The sequence below is a fragment of the Paenibacillus mangrovi genome (genome assembly GCF_022898935.1).
Taxonomy (GTDB): domain Bacteria; phylum Bacillota; class Bacilli; order Paenibacillales; family Paenibacillaceae; genus Paenibacillus_AQ; species Paenibacillus_AQ mangrovi.
Genome location: NZ_JALIRP010000018.1, coordinates 30,084 through 56,430 on the forward strand (window position 1 = coordinate 30,084; position 26,347 = coordinate 56,430).

The following is a 26,347-nucleotide window of genomic DNA, read 5'->3' on the forward strand; positions in this document are numbered from 1 at the left end:
CCGCATTTTCATGTGTATGGTTATTCTTGATGCCCTGCCCGAATTCCTGCTTAGTGTCGCCAAAATTTTATTATTTACGAGGAAATCCTTGTCAAAACGTCGACAATTGTACTTCCTCGCTGACTCGCCCATGCCGATGCTGCACACGGACTTTAAGCAGGTCAAGTCCTTATCATACCTGATTTTTAGCCTGTTGCCAAATAGCGTCCATTTCCTCGAGTGTACTCTCCTCCACGGTCTTGCCCCGTGCCCGCAGTTCTTCCTCGATAAAATGGAACCGCCGGATGAACTTGCGGTTGGTTCTGGAAAGCGCTTCTTCCGGGTCGGCATGAAGAAAGCGTGCGGCGTTGGAAGCGGCGAACAGCAGATCTCCGAGTTCTGCCACCTGTTCTTCCGGGTCAAAGCCTTTTTCGACAGCTTCGCGGAGCTCAGCCAGTTCCTCTTCGATTTTAAGAAAAACATCGCTGATTTGATCCCAATCGAAGCCCACCTTAGAAGCCTTCTTCTGGAGCTTGTAGGCCTTCATCAGCGCAGGCAGATCCTTCGGAATTCCATCCAAAACGGAAGCCTGCTCCGGTTTTAGACCTTTGCGGCGCTTCTCTTCCGCCTTCATCTGTTCCCAGTTTTGAAGCGCTGCTTCTGCATCCTCGGCTTGTGTCTGCCCGAATACATGAGGATGGCGGAAAATCAGCTTGTCATTAAGCCCTTGAATCACGTCAAAGACATTAAAGGTGCCGATCTCTTCTTCCATCTGCGAATGCAGCATCACCTGAAGCAGCAGATCTCCAAGCTCCTCCTGCATATGCTCTGGATCATCCTCATCGATCGTCTCGATCACCTCATAGGTTTCTTCGATCAGATTCTTCCGAATGGATTCATGTGTTTGCTCCTGGTCCCATGGACAGCCCCCCGGGCTGCGGAGAATACCGACAATTTCGTGAAGCCGGGTAAACGTGCGCTGGCGCAGCATCTCATCCTCGCTTCGAGGCGCATAAATCAGCGATAGGTTGCCGTATCCGTCCACCCGATCCAACTCATACAGAGGCACCTGCAGAATCTGCTCCTGCCCTTCTACTCCAAGCGCATGGCCAACGGTAATCGTATAATCCTCCGGATAAAGCTCCATCAATGCGAGCTTGACGTCGGAAGCCGTAAAGGTATCATACACCTGGCCGATTACCGTATGCAGCTGCGGCTGGAGAAAGCTTGCATTCAGTCCGCTGGCATCCAGCAGCTGAAAGCCCTCGATCGGGTCAAATCCAAGACGGATAAAGGCTTCATCCAGGAAGGATTCCCCGCCCAGGATGGTCAATTCGATACCCTCACGCGGGCAGCGCTCACGGAGAATCTGCACGGTAGACTCGGCGACCATTGGGTGTCCCGGCACCGCATACACGATCACCGATCCGGATTGTCCGGAAACTGCTTTCGCAAGCAAAGTATCCGCTATGGACGCGTATACCTCGGGAAAGGAATCCCGGGCTTCGTAAATATGATCAAAGGACTGCATGGTAACCTGCAGTTCATCCAGCACCGACATCACCGGATGCTCTTTAGTCCGGATATATACCTCCGAAGCCTGCTGCAATGTTTTGACAATCCCCATGGTCAGGCGGTCCGGATTTCCGGATCCCAAGCCGACAATTGTTATGGATGCACTCATCCTTCATTCCCCCGCTCTATACATCATTATTTCCGGTATTTGGTAGCATATATACTATATCATGATTGCTTTAGCGAACAAAAATATGCGTCTTGCTATGGAAGAAGGCGCAGTCTGTGCAGCAGGGCGGCGAGCGGAGCGCCGATCTTCGGCAGCATGCGCAGCTCCTGCTCGCTGAGCAGGCGGGTTTTGACGGCGCCGGCCAGGAACACGGCGCCGCCGGCCGCGGCCCCAGCCAGGCTGGCCGCGGCTGCCGTTATGCGGGCGTGCAGCCCGAGTGCGGACAGCAGCGCGTCCGCAGCGAGCATGGCGGCGCCCGCCGCCAGGGCCATGCAGGCGATGATAGCCGCCTGCTTGCCAAGCAGCGTACCGGCGCTGATGCGCAGGCCGGTACGGCGCATGAGCAGCGCGATATTCAGCGCTGCTGCCAGAAAATGCGCGGCTACGCTGGCGATGGCCGCGCCGGTAATGCCCAGCTGCGGAACCAGCAGCAGGTTAAGCAGTGCCTTCACCGCCGCTGCGGTCAAGAGATGCAGCGCCGGTGCCCTCACGATGCCAATGCCCTGCAGCAGGGCGGCAGAGATAATACTAAGCGCGCTGCCGGCTGCCGTGAAGGCAATCCAGCGGATCACGCCGGTCCCCGTTCCATCCTCATAGAGCGCGATATTGATCGGCTCCGCCAATACGGCGATCCCTATGGAAGCGGCCATCCCCACCAGCCAGAACCACCGAAGGGAAAGGCGGCAGCGTTCTGCAATCAAGTTCTTGTCACCTACGACCTTTGCTTCAGCCAGCGCGGGAATAAACAAAACAGACAAAGACGTGGCCAGCATGGTTATCAGCTGTACCACAGGCATGCCGCGATTATAAACGCCGAATTGGACCATCGCTTCGGTCTCCCCCGCTCCACCAGTCTCAAGCAGACGGGGCACGGTAAAGGTATCTACCAGGCTTACCAGCGAAATCGCCAGCGTTCCCAGACATATGGGTATCGCATACTTCAGCATGCTCAAGAGCAGCCTGCCACTCTGTTGGTGCGCCTCATTGCCATCGGTGGCCGGGGCCGAGTCATCCATGACCGCATGTTTGCCTTTACGATAACCTCGCCAGTAACCGCCCATCACGATCAGCCCTGCCGCGCTACCGGCTGCCGAGCCTAGAAGGGCCCCGGCCGCGATATGCTCCGCAGATGCGCCAATTGAAGTTAGATACACAAGCAGTATGATCATGAACGTAACTCTCACGCTTTGTTCCGTGATTTGAGAGACCGCGGTCGGCATCATATTCTGATGCCCCTGAAAGAACCCTCTCAGACCTGACATCAGCGGCACGAAGAGCAGCGCAATAGACGAGGCCTTTAGAGCCGGCACAACGCTTGCATTACCGATGATCCTCCCAATCAGCGGAGCGCCAAAGTAAATGACCTCTCCGAACAGAATGCCGGAAACCACCATGACTACGGATCCAATCCGGATGATCTGTCTGCTCCTTGTCCGCCCGCCCAGCGCCGCGTCCTCGGCAACAAATTTCGAAATCGCCGCCGGAAATCCGGCCAGCGCGACCGTAATCATGACGGTGTAAAGCGGATAAACTGTATTATAAATACCAAAAACGACATCGCCGCCCATATTTTGCAGCGGTATTTTTTGCAGCGTTCCAATCAGCTTCGAAAGCACCATGGCCATGCTCAGCACAAACGCCCCTTGCATGATCTTCGAGGATGTCCCCGCTTCCTTCATCCAGTTTCCCTACTTCTTCCCGATTTTAAAAAAACAATAGGCAAAAAAACCGCCAGCTTTCATTATACCTGGGAAAGCGGACACAAAAAACTCCCGCTTCTTTCGCATGGCCGTTTGGCCTGCAAAGCGGGAGTTGAATGGTTTACTGCTCCATTTGTTTACCGAGAAATGCAGCTGCAGTTTCAGCCATTTTGATTTCCAGCTGAGACATTTTAACAGAATCATCCTTGCTGAGAAGAATCACCGTTCCGATCGGGTCGCCGCCTGAAATGATAGGCGCCGCTACAAAGGACGACAGCGTTTCTTGGTGATCCTTGCTAATTTCGTAATTGCCGCCATTCGTTTCGAGCAATGTTTTCCGGTGATCCATGCAGCCTTCGATCTGTGAGCCGATTTGTTTCTCCAAATATTCCTTCTTGGAGCCTCCGGCTACGGCGATAAACGTGTCACGGTCGGAAATGATTGTGATGTGTCCTATACCTTCGTAAAGCGATTCAGCATATTCCTTAGCGAAATCGCCAAGTTCTCCGATCGGGGAGTATTTCTTCAGAATAACTTCTCCGTCACGGTCAACAAAAATTTCAAGCGGATCTCCTTCACGGATACGCAGTGTTCTTCTGATTTCTTTGGGGATGACCACTCTGCCCAGGTCATCAATACGACGGACTATTCCAGTAGCTTTCATTGACATGTTGCCCCGCTTTCTCGAGAAGATTTTTCAACTACTGTTCGGATGGGAAGATGAGTGTCCCAGGAATATAAGTGTGATATCTGACCATAGTATTCATCCTTTCCCAATTCCTTATACATGATCTTGGGATGAATAGTTGCGGTCAACAGCGCATTTGCATAAGGAAGGGCCAAACAAGATCATAAAATAAAAACGCGGATTTCTCCGCGTTTTTAAGTAGCTGCCTTTTAGTTCCATAATCCCGGTTTATTTGCCGCTCGTACCCTCAGTTTTGTTTACGTCCTCTTTGTTTGTGCCATTCGTGCCTTCAGTACTGGATTTATCCTTTCCCGTTCCTTCAGCTGGCGCTTCGGTCGACTTCGGCAGATCAATCTTTTGAATAATATTCTTTAGATCGTTCTGCATGAAGTTGTCGATCTTGGCAGCGCCCAAATTCTGCTTGATACTATTCTTCTGATCCGCAGTGAGCTTGTCATACGGCGTTTCCTCGCGAGAATCTACCTTCACAATATGATAGCCGAGGGTAGATTCAAACGGATCGCTGATTTGATTCAGCGGCAGGCTCAACACCTTCTCTTTGAACTCGCTCACACCCGTTTGCCCTAAGGTGAAGTTCTTATACTCCCCGCCGTTGTCCTTGGTCGCAGTGTCATCGGAATACTTTTTGGCCATTTCGCCGAAATCCGCACCTTGATCGAGCTGGGATTTCACATCCTTGGCAATCTTGAGCGCTTCTTCCTTGGTGCGTTCTTTTTTGTCCCCGTACTGCAGCCCAATCAGGATATGATGAAGCGAAGCCACGGTATAATCCTGCTTGGTTTCCTCGTATTTGTTCTTAATTTCTTCTTCCGTAACCTTGCTGGTCATATCCGACATGGCGGTCATGGTTTGTACCAGGTACTGATTCAGATCATCTTCATTCAGTTTCGCGTTATCAAGCGCCTTCTGAAATTCCTTGTCTCCCATTTGCTTTTTATTCATATCCAATACCTGGGTAGCCTGCTTTTCGCCTTCCTTTTTCGCGGCATCGCTCGCCTTGTCGCTTAAATATTGAAAAGCAATCATTTGCTTGACAAGATAATCCTGAAATTCGTTCATATTGACGAGCTGGGCATAATCCGGAGACATGAAAGAGATAATTCTTTTTTGTGTTTCAAGCTCTTTCTCGGTAATTTGCCCGCCTTTATAAGTTGCCACGACTTTGCTGGAGTCTTGTTTATCTGCAGACTCGCTTTTTTCGCAGCCAGCCAGCATGGATACGGCCATAATAGTAATAAGGGTGAGTATAACACCTTTCCATGCTTTTTTGTTATTGAACAACATCCTGAAGCTCCTCCTTCGATTTAAACAGCTCTCGAATTGCCTTCAGAAATTGCTCCAGCAAATTGAGAAGCTGCCCGTCATCGAGCCCCTTGCCCTTGATACGGATCGACATATGGGACTCCTGCTCAAATTGTACACGTCTTTCAAATTTATTGCCAACTTGGGCAAGTTTTGCCGTGCTGACCTTCTTCTCCTGACCTTCATAAAACTTGAGCAAAAGATCGTCCCCGCGCCGGGTAATAGAGTCGATGCCGTACATTTTGCCGTATATTTTCAAACGGGCCACAGTAAGCAGGTTAACCACCGCCAACGGCAGCTCTCCGAATCGGTCCTGCAGCTCATCATTCAGCTCTCTTTCGTCTGCAAAGGTACCCACCACAGCGACCTTCTTGTAAATCTCAATCTTTTGAATGCTATCATAGATATAATCCGCTGGCAGATAGGCATCGATGCCGATGTCGATCGTGGTATTCCACGCCTTCGACGGCTCTTCTTTCTCTCCAAGCATAGACACTTTCCGCTTCTTAATTTCCTCAGCCAGCATTTGCGAGTAAAGATCAAAACCGACCGAAGCGATAAAGCCGTGCTGCTCCGCACCAAGCAAATTTCCTGCACCGCGGATGGACAGATCACGCATGGCAATTTTGAAGCCGGAGCCGAGCTCCGTGAACTCCTTGATGGACTGGAGCCGTTTTTCGGCCACCTCAGTCAGTACCTTGTCCCGTTGGTAGGTGAAATAGGCGTAAGCGATCCGGTTTGACCGGCCTACACGTCCGCGAAGCTGGTAAAGTTGGGACAAGCCCATTTTATCGGCATCATGCACGATCAGCGTATTGACGTTCGGAATATCTACGCCGGTCTCAATAATGCTTGTACTTACAAGCACGTCATATTCGCCGTCGAGGAAGTCCAAAATCGTCTTTTCCAGCTCCGATTCGGACATTTGACCATGGCCGATGCCCACTTTGGCATCCGGCACCAATGCTGTAATTTGGCTCGCCATTTCCTGGATACCCTGTACCCGGTTATACAGATAATACACCTGGCCTCCGCGCGCGAGCTCTCGTTCGATGGCCTCACGGACAAGAGTCTGGCTATATTCGACAACATAGGTTTGCACCGGAAAACGGTTCTCCGGCGGCGTCTCAATAACCGACAAATCACGTACACCCAGCATCGACATATGCAGCGTGCGCGGAATTGGGGTCGCCGTCAGCGTCAATACATCGACATTCGTCTTCAGCTTTTTGAGCTTTTCCTTGTGCGTGACGCCAAAACGCTGCTCCTCATCCACAATCAGCAGGCCCAGGTCCTTAAAGATCAAGTCCTGGGACAAGAGACGGTGAGTACCGATGACAATGTCCACCGTTCCTTGACGGATGCCCTTGATCGTTTCATTCTGTTCCTTCCGTGAACGGAAACGGCTGAGAACTTGAATATTGATTGGATATCCGGAGAAACGCTCGCGGAAGGTTTCATAATGCTGCTGTGCCAAAATCGTTGTCGGTACGAGCACCGCAACCTGTTTGCCTTCCATTGCCGCCTTGAAAGCAGCACGAATGGCGACCTCGGTTTTCCCGTAACCAACATCTCCGCAGAGCAGTCGGTCCATTGGGCGTTTCTGCTCCATGTCTTTTTTAATTTCTTCAATGGCACGGAGCTGGTCCCGCGTTTCGTCATACGGGAACATTTCCTCGAATTCGCGCTGCTCGGCCGTATCCTTTTCGAAGCCAAAACCCGATGTCGATTGGCGTTCCGCGTACAGCTTGATCAGATCATCGGCGATATCCTGTACAGAGGAACGCACCTTACTTTTAACTTTATTCCATTCATTGCCGCCCAGCTTATAGATTTTAGGCTCCTTGTCTTCGGAACCGACATACTTTTGAATCAGGTCAATCTGCTCAATCGGTACCGACAGCTTGTCGCCCCCGGCATACAGAATATGCATGTAATCTTTATGGATGCCGTTGATTTCGAGTGTACCGATGCCCATGTATTTCCCGATTCCGTGATTCTGGTGGACGACGTAGTCTCCGACCTTCAGCTCGGTATAGCTCTTGATACGTTCGGCATTATCTATGTTTTTGCCAAGCTTGCGGATTTTGCGCTGCTTCTGCGAGAACATTTCACCTTCGGTTATGACAGCCAGATGAATCGAAGGCATCTCGAATCCCGTCTGCAAGTTACCCTGAAGCATCGTCGGTTCATCGATATTGTAGTCCTGAAGCACGCGCCGCATCCGGTCTAGCCGCTCTTCTCCGCTGGCCAGCATGATGACCTTAACGCCGGATTTATGCCAGCGCTCCATTTCTGATTTGAGCACATTCATTTGACCATGGAAGTCCTGCATTCCCCGGCTAATAAAATTTAGAATATTTTGCGGCTGGGTATGCGGCACTTGACGCAGGAAAATAGACATGAAGATCGTTTGGAACGGACGGTGATAGAGTACCGTCTCGTTCTCCACAGACAAATGCAGCTGCGGTAACGTTTTACCGTTTTGAAGCAGATGCAGATTCCACTCCGCCTCATCACGCTCCAACTGCCTTGCGGTCTCCAGCAGACGGGCTGGCTCATCCAAAATGAGTACCGTATCCTTCGGCATGTAATCATACAGAGTTCTACGCTCCGGATAGAGAAGTGAGATATATTTATAGATTTCAGGGAAATATATATGCTCGCGCAGGAGCTCTATTTCCCGGTTCATTTCTTCGGTTAAGCGCAGTTTGGCCTGACGGTCCGTCATCTTGCCAAGCTGCTCCTCCAGCAAGTGTCCCGCGGCCTCCGCGGCCTGCACCAGCCGGTGCCCATCGGCGATAATTTCCTTACAAGGCGTAATGTTCACTTCTTTGACTTTATCGATAGATCGTTGATCTGCCGGATCAAAAGTACGGATCGAATCCACCTCATCGTCAAACAGTTCAACCCGGTATGCGAGCTGCGATGTCATCGGATAAAAATCAATAATGCCGCCGCGCAGGCTCATTTCGCCCTTGCTTTCAACACGTTCCACCCGTTCATAACCCATTTCGATCATCCGGGACACAAATTCATCTACCGCCAGCGTTCCTCCATCCTCAATCCGAATTCGGGCGCTGCCCATCACCTCAGGAGAAGGAAGAAACCGACGCACACCGGAAAAAGGCGCAACGACGACACCAGAAAATCCCTGTGCACATCTCATCAGCACATCAATGCGCTGGGCCAGGGTTTCAGGGCTAGATACGGCTGATTCAGCAGCTACCAGCTCATTGGCTGGGTAGAGAAGAACTCGATCGGTTGTAAGCGCTTCCTGCAAATCCTCCGCGATTTTTTGGGCGGAAAACATATTGTGGGTTACGATCAGCATCGGACGCTTCACTTCTTCAAACAATGCTGCAAGCATCATTTGGCGTGCAGAGCCCGACAAACCGGATACCAGCTGTTCTTTCATTCCAGCCTTCACTCCGGCGATCACGGATTGTAAATCCGGATCTTTAGAAAACGCTTCTATTAGTGCTTGTAACAAAAGGGGCACCTCTCTCATGCTTACTTTTAGAATTCTTTTATACCATTTGCCCGGTAGTCCCGAAAGATTTTACCATAAAATGGTTCAACTTGCGATTATTTTATACATGCTATTTTGCAGTGCGTCTGAAGGGAATATCGAAAAGAAGCCTCAGCAACTGCCAAGGCCCCAAAATAATCGGGTATCCCACAATCGTCATATTTATTGAAGCGGACTTGTCACAAGACTCAGCTCTGGATTCTGCTCCAGCGCCTCTCTGCAATAATCACAAATCACTTTGACTGTAATATCTCCGCTTAAATCATACGCTATTATATCTCTACGTTCCGCAGGGGTCAAGGAATGAAACCCGAGCTGCATATCGGTCACCTGGGCGGAATCAATGCTTCCTAGCGGTGTACGGCAGTGCCGGCAGATATAATTTATTGCCATCTATATGCCTCCTGAAGGTGATTTATACCCTCATTATGCCCGCAATGCACTTGATTTAGCCCTGTTTTCCGAAGCATCAGGCCAAGGTTTACCCGTTGAACTTCGCCATCGTCTGCTCATAGGTATGGTCCATACTGAATTCAGCCGCATCACATGCATGCTCAATCATGTTTTCGAGCAGTTCTTTCTCTTTTTTCGGAAAAGCAGACAATACATAGTCTACAACAGCGAAACCAGGCTCCGGACGCGAGATGCCCATACGAATACGGTCAAAGACTTGAGTTCCTGTATGCTGAATGATCGACTTAATGCCGTTGTGGCCTCCTGCACTGCCCTGGTACCGCAAGCGGATTTTGCCAATTTCCGTATCCAGGTCGTCATAGACGACCATCATATCTTCCAGCTTAACCTTGTAATAATCCATATAAGCCCGTACAGCCTCACCTGACAAATTCATATAGGTCATCGGCTTAATTAGCACAACCTTATTGGTTCCGATAAACCCTTCGCCGATCAGCGCCTTGCACTTGCTTGGACCAAATGTGATTCCATGGCGTTTAGCCAAAGCATCAAGCATCATAAAACCGACGTTATGACGTGTTTTCTCATAGTTTGAACCGGGATTCCCGAGTCCGACAATCCATTTCATTTTGATTCTATTCCTCCAGGGGAGCTTGATATGGCGAGAAGGGTTATATTTCCCTATGCAGGAAACATAACCCTTTCTTCGCTTGTTATAGAATGAACTTGGAAATACGATAACCTAAGGCTCATCCCATATTTCTATTCGATTTCAAACAGCTTGCTGATCGACAGTTCTTCATGAACCCGGATAATGGCTTCGCCCATAAGCGGAGCTACCGAAAGCACTTTAATTTTGTCGCTAGGATCAGGATGCATAATCGGAATGGTATCCGTTACAATCACTTCACTCAGCGGAGAGTTTTCTAGGCGTTCCATCGCCGGGCCGGAGAATACCGGATGCGTACAGCATGCGTATACTTCCTTAACCCCGCCTTCCATCAGCGCATTCGCTCCGAGGACGATCGTACCGGCCGTGTCGATGATATCATCGATAAGAATCGCGGTTTTTCCCTCAATGTTCCCGATAATATTCATGACTTCGCTGACGTTTGGCTCCGGACGGCGCTTATCAATAATCGCCAGCGGCGCGTTCAGGAAGTCAGCCAGTTTTCTGGCACGAACAACGCCGCCATGGTCAGGAGAAACCACAACCGGATTTTCGATCTGTTTGGAACGGAAATATTGTGCCAAAATCGGCACGCCCAGCAAATGATCCACCGGAATATCGAAGAATCCCTGAATCTGCATGGCATGCAAGTCCATCGTAATGACGCGGTGCGCACCGGCTTTCTCAATCAGGTTCGCCACGAGCTTCGCTGTGATTGGGTCACGCGAACGAGCTTTGCGGTCCTGACGTGCATAACCATAGTAAGGAATAACGACGTTGATGCTTTTAGCGGAAGCGCGTTTCAAGGCATCGACCATGATGAGCAGCTCCATCAGATTGTCGTTAACCGGTCCGCAGGTAGACTGCACTATATACACATGGCAGCCGCGTACACTCTCGTTCAGTTTGACCTGAATTTCGCCGTCGCTGAAGCTGGTGGTGTGAGAATCGCCCATAGGAATTCCGATGTAATCGGCAATTTGCTGCGCGAGCTTCGGATTGGAGTTACAAGTAAAAATCTTTAATTTCGAATCACAATAAGTCATAGAATAAAAACCCTCCGTGCTTGGTTCATTGAAATTCATGCCTGTCTCCATTGCCGTTTGAACAATGTTCTATTACATATTATATTACTATTTAATCATCCTTTGGACGTGAAAGCTACTGCTTGTCTTTTTTTGCCTGTGCGCGGGCTCTGATTTTCTCAGCATAACCCGGTTTGTTTTCCTGACGATTTCTAGCGATTGCCAGATCGTTCTCAGGCACAGAATTCGTAATAGTCGAGCCTGCGACCACAAAAGCACCTTTTCCAACCTTCACAGGGGCTACCAGATTCACATTGCTGCCAATAAAAGCATCATCTTCGATTTCTGTTATAAACTTATTATAACCATCGTAGTTCACTGTTATCGCTCCGCAGCCGACATTGACGTTTTTACCTACATTGGCATCGCCCACATAACTTAAATGCGATACTTTAGAGCCATTGTCGATCTTGGCGTTCTTAACCTCCACGAAATCGCCGATCTTCACGTCTTCACCAAGCTTCGCTTTTGGGCGCAGGTACGCAAAAGGACCGACAGTCGTGCGGTTGCCGACTTCGGCTTGATCGAGCACGGAATGCTTGATGGCGACGCCGTCGCCGATCACGGAATCCTTAATATCGCTTTGCGGTCCAATCTGGCAGTCCTTACCAATCACCGTGCTGCCTTTAAGTACGGTACCTGGATAAAGAACCGTATCTGAACCAATGGTTACATCAGCCCCGATATAGGTCGAAGCCGGATCAATAATCGTTACACCGTTCAGCATATGGCGTTTATTGATGCGCTCCCGCATCAAACGCTCTGCCTCTGAAAGCGCCAAGCGATCATTGACACCGATCGATTCTGCGTAGTCTTCCGTCATATAACCAAGAACGGTTTCACCTTGACCCACCAGAATTCCAATGACATCCGTCAGATAATATTCCTGCTGCACGTTTTGGTTCGTAACTTTCTCGAGTGCTGCGAACAGCTTAGCGTTATCAAAGCAGTATGTGCCTGTATTAAATTCACGTACGGCATCCTCTTCTGGAGAGCAATCCTTCTGCTCCACAATACGCAGGACGCTTCCGTCCTCGCTGCGGATGACACGTCCGTATCCCTTTGGATTTTCGGTATAAGCTGTCAGCACTGTTGCAGCCGCGTTATTGCTTTCATGAAGCTCGGTTAAAGCCTCCAGCGTTTCCGCGGTAACCAGCGGCGTGTCCCCACAAATCACAATGGTGGAGCCTTCTTCTGATCCTAGCAAGTCCTTCGCCATTTTTACGGCATGACCTGTTCCGAGCTGCTGCTCCTGCAGTACATATTCAGCGGTCTCACCCAGATAAGATTGGACAGCTTCCGCACCGTGTCCTACAATAACGATGCTGCGTTCACAGTTGACTTGTTTCACGGTATTCAACACATGCCCTACCATAGGTTTTCCACAGACGGGGTGCAGCACTTTGTATAGTTTCGATTTCATTCGTTTACCCTGCCCTGCGGCAAGAACAATCGCCATTCTTTTCAAGGGTCTTGACCTCCTGTACTCTCGAACTCACTACTGAATATATCCTATTCTTCGCAAAAAGAAAAGAGAGCCATAGTCCTGGCCCTCTTTTCCTTGAACCCCAATTGTAAAGCTTAAGCGCCTTCCTCAATCACTTCTTCTTCATTGGCAGCGCGTTCATATTCCGCCAGAACAGCCGTTTGGATCTTCTCCCGAGTACCGGAAGAGATCGGATGGGCGATGTCGCGGAATTCTCCATCTGGAGTGCGCTTGCTCGGCATAGCAACGAACATTCCATTGTTGCCATCGATAACCCGAATATCATGAACCACAAATTCGTTATCAATGGTAATGGATGCGATTGCTTTCATTCTCCCCTCAGAGTTGACGCGGCGGAGTCTGACATCCGTAATTTGCATGTGTGTTCACCACCTTTTTCCATCAGAGACTTGGGTAGTATAATTCCACACAGCGAAGCGAAATCCTCTTTTTTTGTTCAATAAAATGTCCTAAATTTAGGAATTTTTTTATAAGATTGATAAAGTCGACAGACTTCGGAACTATTCGCCGATAAAAGAATTTAATCGACAAAATTCGCAATATCCATCAACATTTATCGCTTGTTAAAATAATTGCCTGGACTTACGTCAATTTCCTTGGATTTAGAATCCACTCCCGTTAAGATCGCAAGTGAAACATAATCATGGAGAAGACGCTCCTCTGACTCTACGGCGCCGGACTCCACCAGCACGCCCACACCTGCTACTTCAGCATCAAATTCTGCCAGCAAATCTACCATGCCCTGAATCGTTCCGCCTGCCTTCATGAAGTCATCCACGATCAGTACCTTAGACTTCTCCTTCAGCGCACGGCGCGACAGCGACATCGTATGGATGCTTTTATGGGAGCCGGAGACGTAATTGATGCTTACCGCCGAACCCTCCGTAACTTGATGGTCACGACGTACCAGTACAACCGGCAGGTTAAGCTGGGCTCCGGTCGCGTATGCCAGCGGAATCCCCTTGGTCTCGACTGTCATGACCACATCGATATCCATATTGGCAAAGGCGGTAGCAAAAATCTTGCCCGCTTCGTTCATGAGAGACGGCTGTCCAAGCAGATCGGACATGTACAAATATCCTCCCGGAAGAATCCGTTCCTTCTGCTGCAGCTGGCTGCACAGATCCTGAGCGAAAATGAGCGCCTGCTCCTTCGGGATTTTCGGGATAAATTTTACCCCTCCGGCCGCTCCTGCCAGTGTCAACAACTCTCCTATACCCTCGTCCTCAAACACTTCCTTGATAATCACCAGATCCTCGCTGATGGAGGATTTGGCAGCCCCGTACCGATCAGCGAACGTGGTAAGCGGGATTAATGTATGGGGTCTGGACAGGAGATACTGGGTCATCTCAACCAGACGCGCGCTTCGCTTTAATTTTTTCACGAAATACTCCTCGCTATCACTTTATCGTTAAAATTACAGCCTGAAATCAAAATTGAACGTTCAATTTCAAGATAACTTCCATATAAACCCTTATCTATGTGTAAAATCCGAATATTGTAGTATAAATATATCATTTTTGTACGTATTTGTACAATAAAAACAAGGATTAGGTCAACAGTCGCACCGCATATACTTCCTTGCAGAAGCCCCTCAGACCGTTATAGATCCTTGCAACCTTGGATTCTTTGTATACGAGACCAAAAACAGTCGGCCCACTCCCGGACATCAAGGCTCCGTCGGCTCCAAGCCTCAGCATCGCTTCTTTAAGCTGCCCTACTTGCGGATGAAGTTTCAGGGTTACATCCTCGAGCACGTTGCCAAGACCAGAGCATACCGCCCCAAAATCGCCTGCTTCAATGGCTTCGATCATCCCGCTGGCGGATGGATGCTGCTTCACCTCAGCCGCTCTGAACTTGCCGTACACTTCCGCAGTCGATACATTGATCGGAGGCTTGGCCAAAATCACCCAGCACTGCAGCGGATTTCTAACAGATGCCAGCTTCTCGCCACGGCCAGTTGCAAGCGCCGTACCTCCGGTCACGCAGAAGGGAACATCCGAGCCAAGTTCAGCACCAAGCTTCTGAAGCTCCTCCAACGGTATATTCAGATTCCAGAGCCGATTAAGCCCCCGCAGCGCCGCAGCCGCATCACTGCTTCCTCCAGCAAGGCCTGCGGCTACCGGGATCTTTTTGTCCAAATGGATATGCACGCCGCTTTTCACATCATAGCGGTCTTTAATCAGTCTTGCAGCCTGAAAGGCCAGATTCTTCTCATCCAGCGGGATATAGCCTGCCTGGCTCGTAATAATGATGGTATCCCGCGGCAGAGCCGACATCTCCAGCCGATCCGCCAAGTCCACCATCGTCATAACCATTTCGACCTCATGGAACCCGTCAGGCCGTTTATGTAATACATCCAGCATCAAATTAATTTTGGCTGGCGCTTTTTCGTAAATTTTCAAGGCGTTCACCCATCCTCAAGTTTCCCTCATTTCAGCTTCAAATCATTATATCAAACTGTAACATGCAAGTCATTTCGCTTTCGTTATTAAAAACGGAGATCCCCATGGTAAATGGTGGTCTCCGCTGAAATTGCCTATTTAGATTTTACGATTTGCGCGATGCAGCCTGCTCGGCCAGCTGGATGGCCCGTTTCACCATATTGCCGGCATCCTTGGCTTTGATTCCGCCCCAACCTTCCTGCTGAACGGTCTCATAAAAGCCTAAATCCTTGGCAAGTTCATTTTTCAGTTCTTCTGACATGACACTGCGGCGTCTGCGGCTCATGGTAAATCCTCCTTATCACCCATTTATTGACTCTTGTTTTGCTGTATAGGCCAGTCTATATAGGTTCATGCCTTATGTATTATTTCTCGTGGGGAAAATCCTCATTCGAAAAGCTCGCTGCCAACAAAAAACAGCCCTCCGCGAAGGATGGCTGTTCCGAAATGATAAAGTTACGCCTCTTCAAACTCAGTCCGGGTACTTGCGTTATCATCGCAAATAGTTACTTCCACGGATTCAGTAAGAATATCCGCATAGCTGTATGAAACACGTTTAAAGGTTTGCTGTTCTTGGTCCAGCTTTACAATAAAAACAGAAGGGTACGTTTCTTCCAAGACACCAGTTCGCTCGACGGTCTTTCGGCGACCACCGTTTGCCCGAAGCGATATTTTTTGACCAACATGAGCTTCGAGATTGCGTTTGATTTCCAATAGCGCATTTTTAGCCATTGTCGACGACCACCTCTTTCCTTGTCCATTATAACTTGGTATTCAGTTTTTGTCAAATAAAATTTTAATTATATCAGCATCAAAATTAAATTGTCAACGGATTTTTTTGCAACATTTTGGAGTATTTCCGCATACACCCTACAAACGACAAAAAACCTTAATCCATACAGCATGATTAAGGTTCAATACATCCATTTTCACATGACGGAAGGCGTTACCTTCAATTGCGAAAGGTCGTTCAGACGAGGCAAGCCGATGCGGTAGCTCCCCCTTGTCTCAACGCCTCCAACGCCCTGTGTTCCACTGATCGTATTGTGAAGCACGTCTGTCATGTTGATCGTATCCCGTACCGATGTAAACGATGCTTTAGCGGCGACATATACAGGATCCAGAGCGTGAATAAGGATGCGCCCCGGTGAGCTGGCAAAGTTGGCTCCCGCTTGCAGCAGCGCCTCAAAATGCGACTGGCACGCACCGGCAATGACCGTCAGCGTATCATAATGCCGTTCATACTGTCTTGCCACCTGAATCGCCGTCACGAAATTTTGCGAATTTTTGTAGCTGTTCAGGTTGTAAAGGTCATTATTGGGCCGATGCTTCAGCACGCCGTCATGACCTGTGATGACGACAATATCCGGCCTGACTCTCGGCAGAAGCCGATACAAGGCATCGGCCATGCCCGATTCATTCACATAGTGGCCCTCTGCGGGTACACGGAGCTGCTGATATAGGCTCAAACTCTTTTTTAAGTAATTTAAATCTCCATCCAAATGGAGCACTTTACCCGGAACCTCAAAATAGGACGGCTGCTCCATCAGCGGCCAATCTCCGCTAAGATCCGCTTGGTTGCGCTCAGCCTGTTCCTCTCGGTGGCGTTTTAGCCTGCTAAAAGATTCATTTGCTCTAATATTGGCCTTCTGTGATCTTTCACTAAGCGGCGCGTAAGGCACCTTTATAAGGTCATCCAGGGGCGAATCAGCCAGCAGCCGAAACTCGGTCCCCTTGATCACAGCCAGATTGCTCCGCATATCCTCCACACGAAAAGCGATATCACCGCCATAAGATTTGCGGACGACCAGGTCTCCTACATTCATCACAACATCACCCCTACCCTATGGTATGGGCGAATCTTCCTAATGGTTCATCACTTTGGGCAAAATATAAAAAACCCGCCTAGGCGAGTTTTTTTCGAAGTCCTGTATCGGCCTGATCAATTAGCGGATTCCAGCCTTAAGCAGCACATTGCTGAGCGTGGCGAACTCCTGTAGGCTGAGCGTCTCCCCACGCCGTGATGGCTCGATTCCCGCTTCGGCTAACAAAGCTTCGAGTCGTTCTCTGCCCTCTTTCGGGAAGAAGCGTGTCTTCAGATTGTTGGAGATCGTTTTACGCCGCTGGGCGAAGGAAGCCTGAACCACTTGGAAAAAGAACGCTTCATCATCAACTTCAACCGGGGGCTGCTCGCGAACCGTCAACCGGATGACAGCGGACTCTACGTTCGGCTGTGGAATAAAGACGGTCTTGGGAACAATACAGACCAGCTCAGGAACGCTGTAGTATTGTACAGCTATGCTTAGGCTGCCATAGTCCTTCGTTCCCGGTACAGCCGCCATACGCTCCGCAACCTCTTTCTGAATCATGACAACGATGTTCTCAAGCGGCAGCTTCTCTTCCAGCAGCCTCATCAGAATCGGTGTTGTCACGTAATAAGGCAGGTTAGCTACAACACTCACTTTGGATACATTCGCAAAATTCTGCTGAAACAATGCCAAAAGATCGGTCTTCAGCACATCCCCGTGATGTATATGCACATGTGGATACGGCTCCAGAACCTCCTGAAGGATTGGGATCAGTCTCTGATCTATTTCTACCGCTGTAACGGTAGCAGCCTGCTGAGCCAGCTTTTCGGTTAACGCCCCAATCCCCGGACCGATTTCAAGCGCTCCCTTGGTTGAATCCAGCCCTGCAGCCTCAATAATTTTATTTAAAATATTTTGATCGATCAGAAAGTTCTGCCCCAGGCTTTTTTTGAATGAAAAACCATGTCGCTGAATAATTTCTTTCGTCCGTCTCGGTGAAGCGATATCGTCCAATCCGTTCATCAATGATCTTCTCCTTCCTGTTCCAAACGGGCTAACGCCTCTGCAAATTCTTCCCTTGTAATCTGAAAAACGGCCAGGCGCTTGTAAAATTGCTTTCCGTTGCAATAGCCGATACCAAGGAGGTTCCCCATCGTCATGCGTCTATGGGCAGCGTCTGGATGCACCAGCAGTCCGGCTGCCATTAGGTCTTCCATGTCAATTTGGCTCTCGGCTCCTTCATAAGACGTATGTACACGGGAGAGCGCCTTTTGTATCGCTTCTGGTGAAGCATTCTCCACACCGATATCGCCTTTGCGCGTAGCATCGACTTCCGGAATGAAGGCATGCTTGCAGCCGGGTACCTTGTTTGCAATAATCTTGCGGATCCGTTCACCGGCATGGTCGGGATCTGTAAGCACAATGACTCCGCGGCGCTCCTGTGCCAGCGCAATCCGCTGCAATATCCGCGTGTTTATAGCCGAGCCTCCGGTTTCGATCGTATCGGCTTCCACTGCCCGCTTGACGGCGACGGTATCATCCCGTCCCTCCACGACTATGACTTCTTTTATCATGACCCGTTTCTCCCTTTCCCAAAAGCTCATCCGTCCGTTTGTCACCCGCTTTTCGGACATCCAAACAACAAAAAGAAGAGGAATGCTCCTCTTCTTTAGCATGACATTTTCATGATCATAATACTATAACATTAGAATGGCAATGTAAAACCAAATTAATTCACTTCTGGCTTCACCGGACCGATAACATATACCTTGAGTCCGGATTTGCGGCCAAAGTTGTTAGCACGCTTCACAGAGTCATAATAGATATCGATCTTATTGCCCTTAATTGCTCCACCTGTATCTTCAGCTCGGCGGAAGCCGACGCCTTCAATGTACACCCACCAGCCGAGCGGAATCACATTTGGATCCACGGCAATGGTTCGGCCTTCAGTTACATGGGTTCCTGTTGCGGTACGTGTACCGATACCAGGTTCCTCTGCAGAATAGGCCGTCATGGAGACATTAATCACTTTTTTATATGAGAAATCAACACCGGCTTTACTGACACGGTTATTGCTGCTTACAGCCTTGTTCGATGATGACGCGCTTACTGGTTTTGGTTTTACAGACGCCGTTTTGACTACAGCCGGTTCCGGCTTCTTTTTGGTACCTACGGCAATGACTTTATCCTGCGTTTTCGTCTGTACTTCTTTGCCTACCATACGCATGGACACCATTTCGCCATCATGGTATACCTTCTCGATATTCTGTACCATCACGCCCGGTTTTCCCTGCTGAACCACACGAACCTCGCCTGCAGTCAGGCTGGGATCTGCGGTTTTGATGACATGGTAAGGCAGGCTCTCATGGCGCTGCACGACCTGTTTGTTGGTGTGCACGATCCGAATATCTGTTGGACCGGTAATCTGCTCGCTTAGAGACGGGGTAACTTTATCCGTTTCCTTCAGCGGTACGCCCTTTTCCTTCAGGACTTCGCCAACGGTATCCCCGGTTGAATTCCATTGCTTAGTTGTTCCATCAGCTGTCAGTGAAACAGGGACCGCACGATCGATCACCACTTTGTCTCCATCCTGAAGCGAACCGCTCAGCGGCATAGAGATCTGATCTTCCGGTCTAAGACTGATAGACTGCTCATCCAGCATTTCTTGTAAAGAAGATTTGTGGGTCTGTATCGATTTGACCTGACCGTCTACCACCAGGTATACCTGCTTTAGCGTTTGTGTGCTAACGAGCAGCAGGACCATGATGATAACCGCGATTGAAACGATAGCTGCAGTAGAGATTCGGCGCAAATTCTCATGCTTCCATCGTAATGCGTAAGACATGCTGGAGATGTTTGAATCATGGGTCTCTTCTTGATGGAAAATGCCCACTTTCTCGATCCTCCTTCATAGCCTCGCCATTTAGAGTTACGCATGAATGACTTTGACGCGGGCTATACTCAAATTTTTACAAGAACACTCATGGATCATGTGCTCTTGCACCATGAACCTGTCTTTTTTTCATGATTTGCCACCTCCTGTTATACAACAGTATGACGACGCCTTCTCCATTATTCAAAACAAAAGAAGCCAGATCAAGAGCTTATGAGGACTCTTTCGTGGCTTCTCTGGATGTCAGAATGACAGAAAAGTAAATACACGAAACCCTCTCTTTTATTGCGCTTACGGGGTTAGCTGTCGGGTTCGGGCGAAAGAGAGCCGCCCTATCTTCGCGGGACCGCTCATGGCGGACTGCGATCGAATTCACCCCAGAGACCCTGAAAAGAAATCAAATACATATCGAGCTTGCTTCGGCTCATGAAATGGCCGTTACTCTATGTATCGGTTCCCCCGCTCTTTCGAAGACGAAAGACTCAGCGAGACTGGTTCATTGGAAACTGCATCAGAGGAAACCTCTGGCAGCAGTTGAAGCTTACTGACAAGATGATATCCTGTTTTGATGCATGTTGTAAAGCGGTAATCAACTACGTTTATTTGAATATATGGTTAAAAAATTGTAATATTCATCGTTTTTTTGATTAAAATTCTTTAATCCATCGACCATGCTCACTTTTTTATCTGTTTTTCTCCTGTTTTCAAATAATTCCAAATCGTTCCAGTGCATTTTCGGTTGTGATTCTGGCTATTTCTTCCACTTCAACCCCCTTAATCTGTGCTGCCACCTCGGCAACCAAACGTACATGAGCGGACTCATTTCGCTTCCCGCGGAAGGGGTGCGGAGTGAGATAAGGAGAGTCGGTTTCAATGAGTAGCCGGTCCATCGGAACCTGCGCGAGCACCTCTTTGGGTTGTCTTGCATTTTTAAACGTGATCGGTCCTCCGAAGGAGAGGTGAAAGCCCATATTCAGGCATAATTTGGCCGTTTCCCAGCTTCCGGAATAGGAGTGCATGACGCCCCCGACTTCATTTGCCTTCTCTTCACGTAAAATTTTCACGATATCCTCATGCGCATCCCGGTTATGGATGACAATCGGCATGTTCAGCTCCCGGGCCAGGCCAATCTGCTGACGTAAAACATGATGCTGAACCTCTTTGGGTGAGGTATCCCAGTAATAGTCGAGTCCAATTTCGCCGATCGCGACGACCTTCTCGTGACTGCATAAGGATGCAATCCATTCAAGGTCCCCTTCTTTCATGGTGATCACATCTTGAGGATGCCATCCCACAGCGGCATAGATAAAATCATAGGTCTCTGCAAGCTTCATCGTCGACGGAATCGTCTCGCGGTTAAAGCCGACGTTGATCATCCGGCTGACGCCGGCATCCAGTGCGCGCTGAATCGTCTCTTCGCGGTCTTCGTCGAACTGAGGCGCGTCAAGATGTGTATGTGTGTCGAACAAATTCATGAGTATAACTCCCTTCGTGTCGCAAAGCATGGCCTTGCATCTTCGTAGTATTTGTCGTTATTGCTTGAAAATTTGGGCGATGGAGTCGGGAAGAGAAGAAATGACGTCCTTCAGTTTCGACCCTGGATAATACAAGTGATATTTGCCGCGATGAATGCCGCTGATAGAGCGAACAATATCCGACACCTCTGAGATTTCACGCAGCCGGTCCTCGCGGTCGAGCAGGAGAATCTGCTTTTGGCTGGACTCATCACCGGGACGGAATACATCGTACGGAAGATCCGTTGGAAAATCAATCTCGAGATCATATTCGGGGTTCAGTCCCACGCGTTTGAATTCCCTGCGGATCTCATCGATCATTTCTAGGTCCACAGATTCAACCTCTACATATTTATACAACCTTCGATGCATAAACCGAGAGCATAATTCGCTCAGAACAGCATCCTTTTCGGTTGCCCATTGCAAAAATGCGGTTTGGATCAGCGCTTCGTCCAGCTTGAGATAATCCTGTACGGACAGCCTGTCTTCAAAAAGCCCCGGGAGCGGATCCACCATAAAATTGAAGGAATAATGATCCCGGTAAAGCTCCTTGGCACGCCGGAAAATCTGCCGCAAAATAATCTCCGAGCTGCGCGTCACCGGGTGGAAATATACCTGCCAATACATTTGGTAACGGGACATCAGGTAATCCTCTACCGCATGCATTCCCGAATCCTTAACCACAACTCTTCCCTGATATGGACGAAGCATTCTTAAAATGCGATCGATATCGATCGTTCCATAGTTCACTCCAGTGTAATAAGCATCACGCAGCAAATAATCCATCCGATCGGCGTCGAGAGGACTGGATACCAGGTTGACGACAATCGGGTTGACGTAGTCCTTGGCAATGACGGATGCAACCTTCGCCGGAAAATCCGCCGCAATCTCGGTGAGGATCGCATTCACTTCCGTATCCCCTAAAACGATTCGCCGGGTCCAATCTTCATGGTCCATATGAAAGGCTTCTTCTATTGAATGAGAAAAGGGACCGTGTCCGAGATCATGCAGTAAAGCTGCGCATAGCGTTAGCAGCTTCTCGCTGCTGGGCCAATCGGCATATCCGCTCCGTTCGAATTGGGAAATGATCCGGCGGGTAATCTCATACACCCCAAGAGAATGGGAAAAGCGGCTGTGCTCAGCCCCATGAAAGGTCAGATAGGATGTACCGAGCTGCCTTATCCGCCGAAGCCGCTGAAACTCCGTCGTATTGATTAAACGCCAAATGATAGAGTGCTGCACGTGAATATAATTATGTACCGGGTCTTTAAACACCTTTTCCTCATTCAAAGTATGCATATCTCTCACTTCCTTCTTGAATTAGTGATTTAAAATTAAAATAATTTTGAATTTTTTTCGACAATGTATGTCGAATAGTGTCGTTTCAAGTAGAAAAAGAGACTTCCAAATCGACATTATCCTACCAACGTTATATAATGGGAAAAGAATCCTAAAACGAGTGATTATCAAGCTATTAAGCGATCTGTATTTTTTTTGATGACAAATTGCAGGTTGACTGTTTTGGGAATCGTTGGTATTATAAATATCATAAAAGAGAGAACGTTGTCGAATTATGACATTTTAAAACTATGGCGAGAGGAGCAATGATCAGTTATGATGAAATCAACTGGTATTGTAAGAAAAGTAGATGAACTGGGCCGGGTCGTTATTCCAATTGAATTGCGCCGCACATTGGGCATCGGGGAAAAGGACGCTTTGGAAATTTACGTAGACGGAGAGCGCATCATGCTCAAGAAATATGAGCCAGCCTGCATCTTCTGTGGAAACGCTGAGAACGTGACTTACTTCAAAGGAAAAATTGTTTGCCATGAATGTATCTCAGAAATCCCAACACCTGTGACAAATTAAGTTTTTTAGTATATAATAGTATTATTCTATTTGTTAATTCTAACCTTTTTCATATCTCCTTGTGTCTCCTAGGCTATTGAACCCGGCCTTGGGAGACATTTTTTTGCCCTCTTTCCTGCTGCTCACCTTTACGGGGGTGCGTTAAAGCGGCACCCCCCCGTTGACGAGCTCTTTTTTATATCCATTTCAGCTAAATCTTAGATCAATGCGTTATAAATATCCCGCTTCGACACACCTCGGTCACCCGCCGTTTTCTTCATGGCCTCCTTACGGGGAACTCCTTCCGACTCGTAATGAGCCACATGCTCCTCCACCGATAGATGCTGCCACCAGGCCGATAACTGCTCCTGTTCCTCTCTAGCACTTGTCCCTTCAACGACTAAGCAATATTCACCAAGAGGCGGATGCTCTTGCAGATATTCCAGGCACTCCTCTACGCTGCCACGAATAAATTCCTCATATCGCTTCGTAAGCTCTCTAGCAAGAACCACCTGCCGGTTCCCATATACATTAAGAATCGCATTCAAGGTTTTGATTATCCGGTGCGGCGATTCGTAAAACAGTAACGTCCCTTGCGAAACCCGGAAGGACTGGAGTATCGCTTCGACATCTTTACGTTCCCTGGGAAGAAAACCAATGAAGGTAAACCGCTCTGTCGATAGTCCCGAAGCAATCAGGGATGATAATGCGGCATTGGCTCCCGGGATCGGAATTACATTGATTCCTTCAGCTACCGCCAACTTCACCAGGTCCGCTCCAGGATCCGAAATCGCCGGTAAACCGGCATCACTGACGAGCGCCAAATTTTTTCCTTCTATTATATAGCGTATCAGTTCCGGTCCGCTTGCCGCCTTGTTATGCTCATGATAGCTAAACAGCATCTGCGGGCTGATCTCGAAATGCGTTAGCAGTTTCCGAGTCTGGCGCGTGTCCTCGGCTGCAATAATATCGCATTCTTTTAATGTCCGGATCGCCCGAAAAGTCATATCCTCTAGATTTCCGATTGGCGTACCAACGAGATACAATGATCCTTTGCCGCTATGGGACTGTTCTTGAAAGCTGCTTTGACGTGTAAGACTCATACTTCTCCCTCTTTGGAACCGTAGTAAATATCCATAATTTCCGGACAATATTGATTATTCTCATCATACACAATCAGCGGAGGAAGGAGCCTTACCTCCGGTTTGCCGTCGCGTATCGCTTCAATTAGCACCATGTTGGCCTCCAGATGGGCACGCGGATGCACAAAACGCAGTCGTTTCGGTTCAAGCCGGTACTGCCGCATCAAAGCCATAATGTCACCAAGCCGCTGTGGCTTATGAACCATGCTGACCTTACCGCCGGGCTTGACCAGCCGGAAGCAGGTCTGAATAACCTCCTCAAGCGTACAGCTGATTTCGTGGCGGGCAATGGCCTGATGCCGATTCAGCTTAATATCGCTTCCGTTCAGCGGCATATAGGGCGGATTCACCGTAATTGCATCATATACGCCATGCCCCGTTTCCTTATACAGTTCTCTCAGGTCTCCCTCGCGAATGATGATTCTCTCCTGCATCTGGTTCAGAGTCACACTGCGGCGGGCCATCCCTGCAAGACGGGGCTGAATTTCGATCCCCTCAATATCGGCCTTGGTTCGGGTCGTCAGGAGCAGGGGAATCACTCCGTTGCCTGTACACAAATCCAGGATCCTGCCCCTTGGCGGAATCCCCGCAAACCGTGCCAATAGGACGGCATCCATCGAAAAGCTGAACACCTCGTCGCTCTGTATAATATGCAAATCATGGGTCAGTAAATCGTCAATGCGTTCCGATGGCTCCAAAAGGCTGTTGTCCATATCCATGTTCATCGTTTCTATTTTCCTTTACCCGTTGTTCTCTAGTTTTCACCATTCATCATTGCAAATAACCCCACAAAGTGGAGTATACACCTCGAAAAAAAACCGTAGGAGTCTCTCCTACGGCCTCATTTATTCAAAAAAGACAGGCAGAAAAGGCAATCGCCTTCCATGCGCAGATGTCCATAATAGACGTTACAGATGTGAAAGCCCTCATGATAAAGTCTTGCAAGGTTGTCATAGCCTTCCCCAACCACGTCACTTGGGTGTTCAGGTTTCATTGAGTCATGAGGCGGCTCATGCAAAGGCAAGCCCTCTTCAGCAGGCAAAGCTTCCTTCAAGATTTTGCGGAGATGTTCATTTTCCAAGGTCAGACGATGATTCTCTTCCAGCAATTCTTTCATAATCAGCTTCATTTCACCCAGATCACTATGGATCTGTCCCATTTGTGTTTCCATTTCTTGAATGTGTGCAAAAATACTTTTCTTTTCCAAGTTTCCACCTCGAAAGTAACCATATGGTCTACTTAATGACAACGTCATCCAGTTGCAGTTCCTTGACCTTGCCGATCTCAAACAGCTGTACATGGACAGAACGAGTGTCAGCATTGATGCCGACTACCTTGCCTTCGCCCAAGGATGTGATGACGATTTTGCCTACCGATGGCAGTTCTTCCTTCACACTTTCATAATTATCATGCTCAAATTTCAGGCAGCACATGAGTCTTCCGCACAAACCGGAAATTTTGGTTGGATTCAGCGACAAGCTTTGATCCTTGGCCATTTTGATCGATACCGGTTCGAAATCGCCGAGCCACGACGAGCAGCAAAGAATTCGACCGCATGGGCCAATTCCGCCCAGCATCTTCGCTTCGTCACGTACCCCAATTTGTCTGAGCTCAATTCGAGTCCGGAATATGCCTGCCAAATCTTTGACCAGCTCCCGGAAGTCCACTCTTCCCTCAGCCGTAAAGTAGAAAATGATTTTATTTCGGTCAAACGTAAATTCCACGTCCACCAGCTTCATTTTGAGCCCATGGTCACGGATTTTATTTAAACAGGTGGTAAAAGCCTCTTTCGCAGCCTGCTTGTTCTCTTCCACAACGCGTGCGTCAGAGTCTCCAGCGATGCGTATCACTTTTTTCAGCGGCAATACCACATCGGCTTCCTGCACCTCTTTTTTTCCAACGACAACTTTACCATATTCGATGCCGCGCGCCGTTTCGACAATAACGCTATTATCCCTCTCTATCGGAAAATCGAGCGGATCGAAGTAATAAATTTTGCCCGCTTTTTTAAAACGGACACCCACTACACTGTACAAAAATTAACCCCCTCGTATGC

Annotated in this window: 25 protein-coding genes and 1 riboswitch; of the genes, 1 reads left to right on the plus strand and 24 read right to left on the minus strand. The window is 48.8% G+C overall.

Annotated features, from left to right (window positions below; all coding sequences use genetic code 11):
* Nucleotides 1-172: 172 nt before the first annotated feature.
* From yabN to MUG84_RS25755, 20 genes are all read right to left on the minus strand, one after another.
* Entirely contained in the window at nucleotides 173-1,663 is a 1,491-nt protein-coding gene (yabN, locus tag MUG84_RS25660; RefSeq protein WP_244730914.1) for a bifunctional methyltransferase/pyrophosphohydrolase YabN, read from the minus strand.
* A 95-nt stretch (nucleotides 1,664-1,758) separates the two neighbouring features.
* Nucleotides 1,759-3,402, minus strand: a complete 1,644-nt coding sequence (locus MUG84_RS25665) for a putative polysaccharide biosynthesis protein (protein ID WP_244730915.1) — start codon at nucleotides 3,400-3,402, stop codon at nucleotides 1,759-1,761.
* Nucleotides 3,403-3,544: 142 nt separating this feature from the next.
* Complete coding sequence (gene spoVT / locus MUG84_RS25670) at nucleotides 3,545-4,087, minus strand: stage V sporulation protein T (protein ID WP_280521513.1); 543 nt, start codon at nucleotides 4,085-4,087, stop codon at nucleotides 3,545-3,547.
* 252 nt (nucleotides 4,088-4,339) lie between these two features.
* Nucleotides 4,340-5,416, minus strand: coding sequence for a peptidylprolyl isomerase (locus MUG84_RS25675; protein ID WP_244730928.1), 1,077 nt, complete (start codon nucleotides 5,414-5,416; stop codon nucleotides 4,340-4,342).
* Entirely contained in the window at nucleotides 5,403-8,927 is a 3,525-nt protein-coding gene (gene mfd / locus MUG84_RS25680; RefSeq protein ID WP_244730929.1) for a transcription-repair coupling factor, read from the minus strand. Before mfd ends, MUG84_RS25675 begins: the two co-directional genes overlap by 14 nt.
* A 201-nt stretch (nucleotides 8,928-9,128) precedes the next feature.
* Nucleotides 9,129-9,359, minus strand: a complete 231-nt coding sequence (gene fin, locus MUG84_RS25685) for an anti-sigma-F factor Fin (protein WP_244730930.1) — start codon at nucleotides 9,357-9,359, stop codon at nucleotides 9,129-9,131.
* 88 nt (nucleotides 9,360-9,447) lie between these two features.
* The gene (gene pth, locus MUG84_RS25690) at nucleotides 9,448-10,008 is read right to left on the minus strand and encodes an aminoacyl-tRNA hydrolase (protein ID WP_244730931.1); all 561 of its coding nucleotides are present in this window, start codon (nucleotides 10,006-10,008) and stop codon (nucleotides 9,448-9,450) included.
* Between the two features lie 134 nt (nucleotides 10,009-10,142).
* Nucleotides 10,143-11,096: a ribose-phosphate diphosphokinase gene (locus MUG84_RS25695; protein ID WP_244730970.1), complete on the minus strand. Its 954-nt coding sequence runs from the start codon at nucleotides 11,094-11,096 to the stop codon at nucleotides 10,143-10,145.
* A 115-nt stretch (nucleotides 11,097-11,211) separates the two neighbouring features.
* Complete coding sequence (gene glmU / locus MUG84_RS25700; RefSeq protein ID WP_244730971.1) at nucleotides 11,212-12,594, minus strand: bifunctional UDP-N-acetylglucosamine diphosphorylase/glucosamine-1-phosphate N-acetyltransferase GlmU; 1,383 nt, start codon at nucleotides 12,592-12,594, stop codon at nucleotides 11,212-11,214.
* 122 nt (nucleotides 12,595-12,716) lie between these two features.
* A complete protein-coding gene (gene spoVG, locus MUG84_RS25705; RefSeq protein ID WP_036712730.1) occupies nucleotides 12,717-13,001 on the minus strand; it encodes a septation regulator SpoVG in 285 nt (94 codons plus the stop codon).
* A 194-nt stretch (nucleotides 13,002-13,195) separates the two neighbouring features.
* Complete coding sequence (purR, locus tag MUG84_RS25710) at nucleotides 13,196-14,026, minus strand: pur operon repressor (protein ID WP_244730932.1); 831 nt, start codon at nucleotides 14,024-14,026, stop codon at nucleotides 13,196-13,198.
* A gap of 166 nt (nucleotides 14,027-14,192) precedes the next feature.
* Nucleotides 14,193-15,047: a 4-(cytidine 5'-diphospho)-2-C-methyl-D-erythritol kinase gene (ispE, locus tag MUG84_RS25715; protein ID WP_244730933.1), complete on the minus strand. Its 855-nt coding sequence runs from the start codon at nucleotides 15,045-15,047 to the stop codon at nucleotides 14,193-14,195.
* A 145-nt stretch (nucleotides 15,048-15,192) separates the two neighbouring features.
* A complete protein-coding gene (locus MUG84_RS25720; protein ID WP_136607555.1) occupies nucleotides 15,193-15,372 on the minus strand; it encodes a small, acid-soluble spore protein, alpha/beta type in 180 nt (59 codons plus the stop codon).
* A gap of 170 nt (nucleotides 15,373-15,542) precedes the next feature.
* Entirely contained in the window at nucleotides 15,543-15,818 is a 276-nt protein-coding gene (veg, locus tag MUG84_RS25725; protein ID WP_244730934.1) for a biofilm formation stimulator Veg, read from the minus strand.
* A gap of 197 nt (nucleotides 15,819-16,015) precedes the next feature.
* A complete protein-coding gene (gene yabG, locus MUG84_RS25730; RefSeq protein WP_244730935.1) occupies nucleotides 16,016-16,912 on the minus strand; it encodes a sporulation peptidase YabG in 897 nt (298 codons plus the stop codon).
* A gap of 120 nt (nucleotides 16,913-17,032) precedes the next feature.
* Nucleotides 17,033-17,917: a 16S rRNA (adenine(1518)-N(6)/adenine(1519)-N(6))-dimethyltransferase RsmA gene (gene rsmA / locus MUG84_RS25735; RefSeq protein ID WP_244730936.1), complete on the minus strand. Its 885-nt coding sequence runs from the start codon at nucleotides 17,915-17,917 to the stop codon at nucleotides 17,033-17,035.
* Nucleotides 17,917-18,468, minus strand: coding sequence for a ribonuclease M5 (gene rnmV, locus MUG84_RS25740; protein WP_244730937.1), 552 nt, complete (start codon nucleotides 18,466-18,468; stop codon nucleotides 17,917-17,919). The genes rsmA and rnmV overlap by 1 nt, the downstream gene beginning before the upstream one ends.
* 155 nt (nucleotides 18,469-18,623) lie before the next feature.
* Nucleotides 18,624-19,787 (minus strand): resuscitation-promoting factor, encoded by a 1,164-nt coding sequence (locus MUG84_RS25745; RefSeq protein WP_244730938.1) that lies wholly within the window; start codon nucleotides 19,785-19,787, stop codon nucleotides 18,624-18,626.
* 272 nt (nucleotides 19,788-20,059) lie between these two features.
* A riboswitch (cyclic di-AMP (ydaO/yuaA leader) is annotated at nucleotides 20,060-20,285 on the minus strand.
* 206 nt (nucleotides 20,286-20,491) lie between these two features.
* Complete coding sequence (locus tag MUG84_RS25750; protein WP_244730939.1) at nucleotides 20,492-21,262, minus strand: TatD family hydrolase; 771 nt, start codon at nucleotides 21,260-21,262, stop codon at nucleotides 20,492-20,494.
* 57 nt (nucleotides 21,263-21,319) lie between these two features.
* The gene (locus MUG84_RS25755) at nucleotides 21,320-22,600 is read right to left on the minus strand and encodes an HD domain-containing protein (RefSeq protein WP_244730940.1); all 1,281 of its coding nucleotides are present in this window, start codon (nucleotides 22,598-22,600) and stop codon (nucleotides 21,320-21,322) included.
* A 315-nt stretch (nucleotides 22,601-22,915) separates the two neighbouring features.
* Here MUG84_RS25755 and MUG84_RS25760 point away from each other — a divergent pair, with 315 nt between their 5' ends.
* A complete protein-coding gene (locus MUG84_RS25760) occupies nucleotides 22,916-23,170 on the plus strand; it encodes an AbrB/MazE/SpoVT family DNA-binding domain-containing protein (RefSeq protein ID WP_006207408.1) in 255 nt (84 codons plus the stop codon).
* A 197-nt stretch (nucleotides 23,171-23,367) separates the two neighbouring features.
* Here MUG84_RS25760 and rsmI read toward each other — a convergent pair whose 3' ends face one another.
* The 4 genes from rsmI to MUG84_RS25780 form a co-directional block, all read right to left on the minus strand.
* A complete protein-coding gene (gene rsmI / locus MUG84_RS25765; RefSeq protein WP_244730941.1) occupies nucleotides 23,368-24,252 on the minus strand; it encodes a 16S rRNA (cytidine(1402)-2'-O)-methyltransferase in 885 nt (294 codons plus the stop codon).
* Nucleotides 24,249-25,010 carry a tRNA1(Val) (adenine(37)-N6)-methyltransferase gene (locus MUG84_RS25770; RefSeq protein ID WP_244730972.1) on the minus strand — a complete coding sequence of 254 codons (762 nt, stop codon included), beginning with the start codon at nucleotides 25,008-25,010 and terminating at the stop codon, nucleotides 24,249-24,251. The genes rsmI and MUG84_RS25770 overlap by 4 nt, the downstream gene beginning before the upstream one ends.
* 122 nt (nucleotides 25,011-25,132) lie before the next feature.
* Nucleotides 25,133-25,498 carry a DNA replication initiation control protein YabA gene (gene yabA / locus MUG84_RS25775; RefSeq protein WP_244730943.1) on the minus strand — a complete coding sequence of 122 codons (366 nt, stop codon included), beginning with the start codon at nucleotides 25,496-25,498 and terminating at the stop codon, nucleotides 25,133-25,135.
* Between the two features lie 28 nt (nucleotides 25,499-25,526).
* Entirely contained in the window at nucleotides 25,527-26,327 is an 801-nt protein-coding gene (locus MUG84_RS25780; protein ID WP_244730945.1) for a PSP1 domain-containing protein, read from the minus strand.
* Nucleotides 26,328-26,347: the final 20 nt, after the last annotated feature.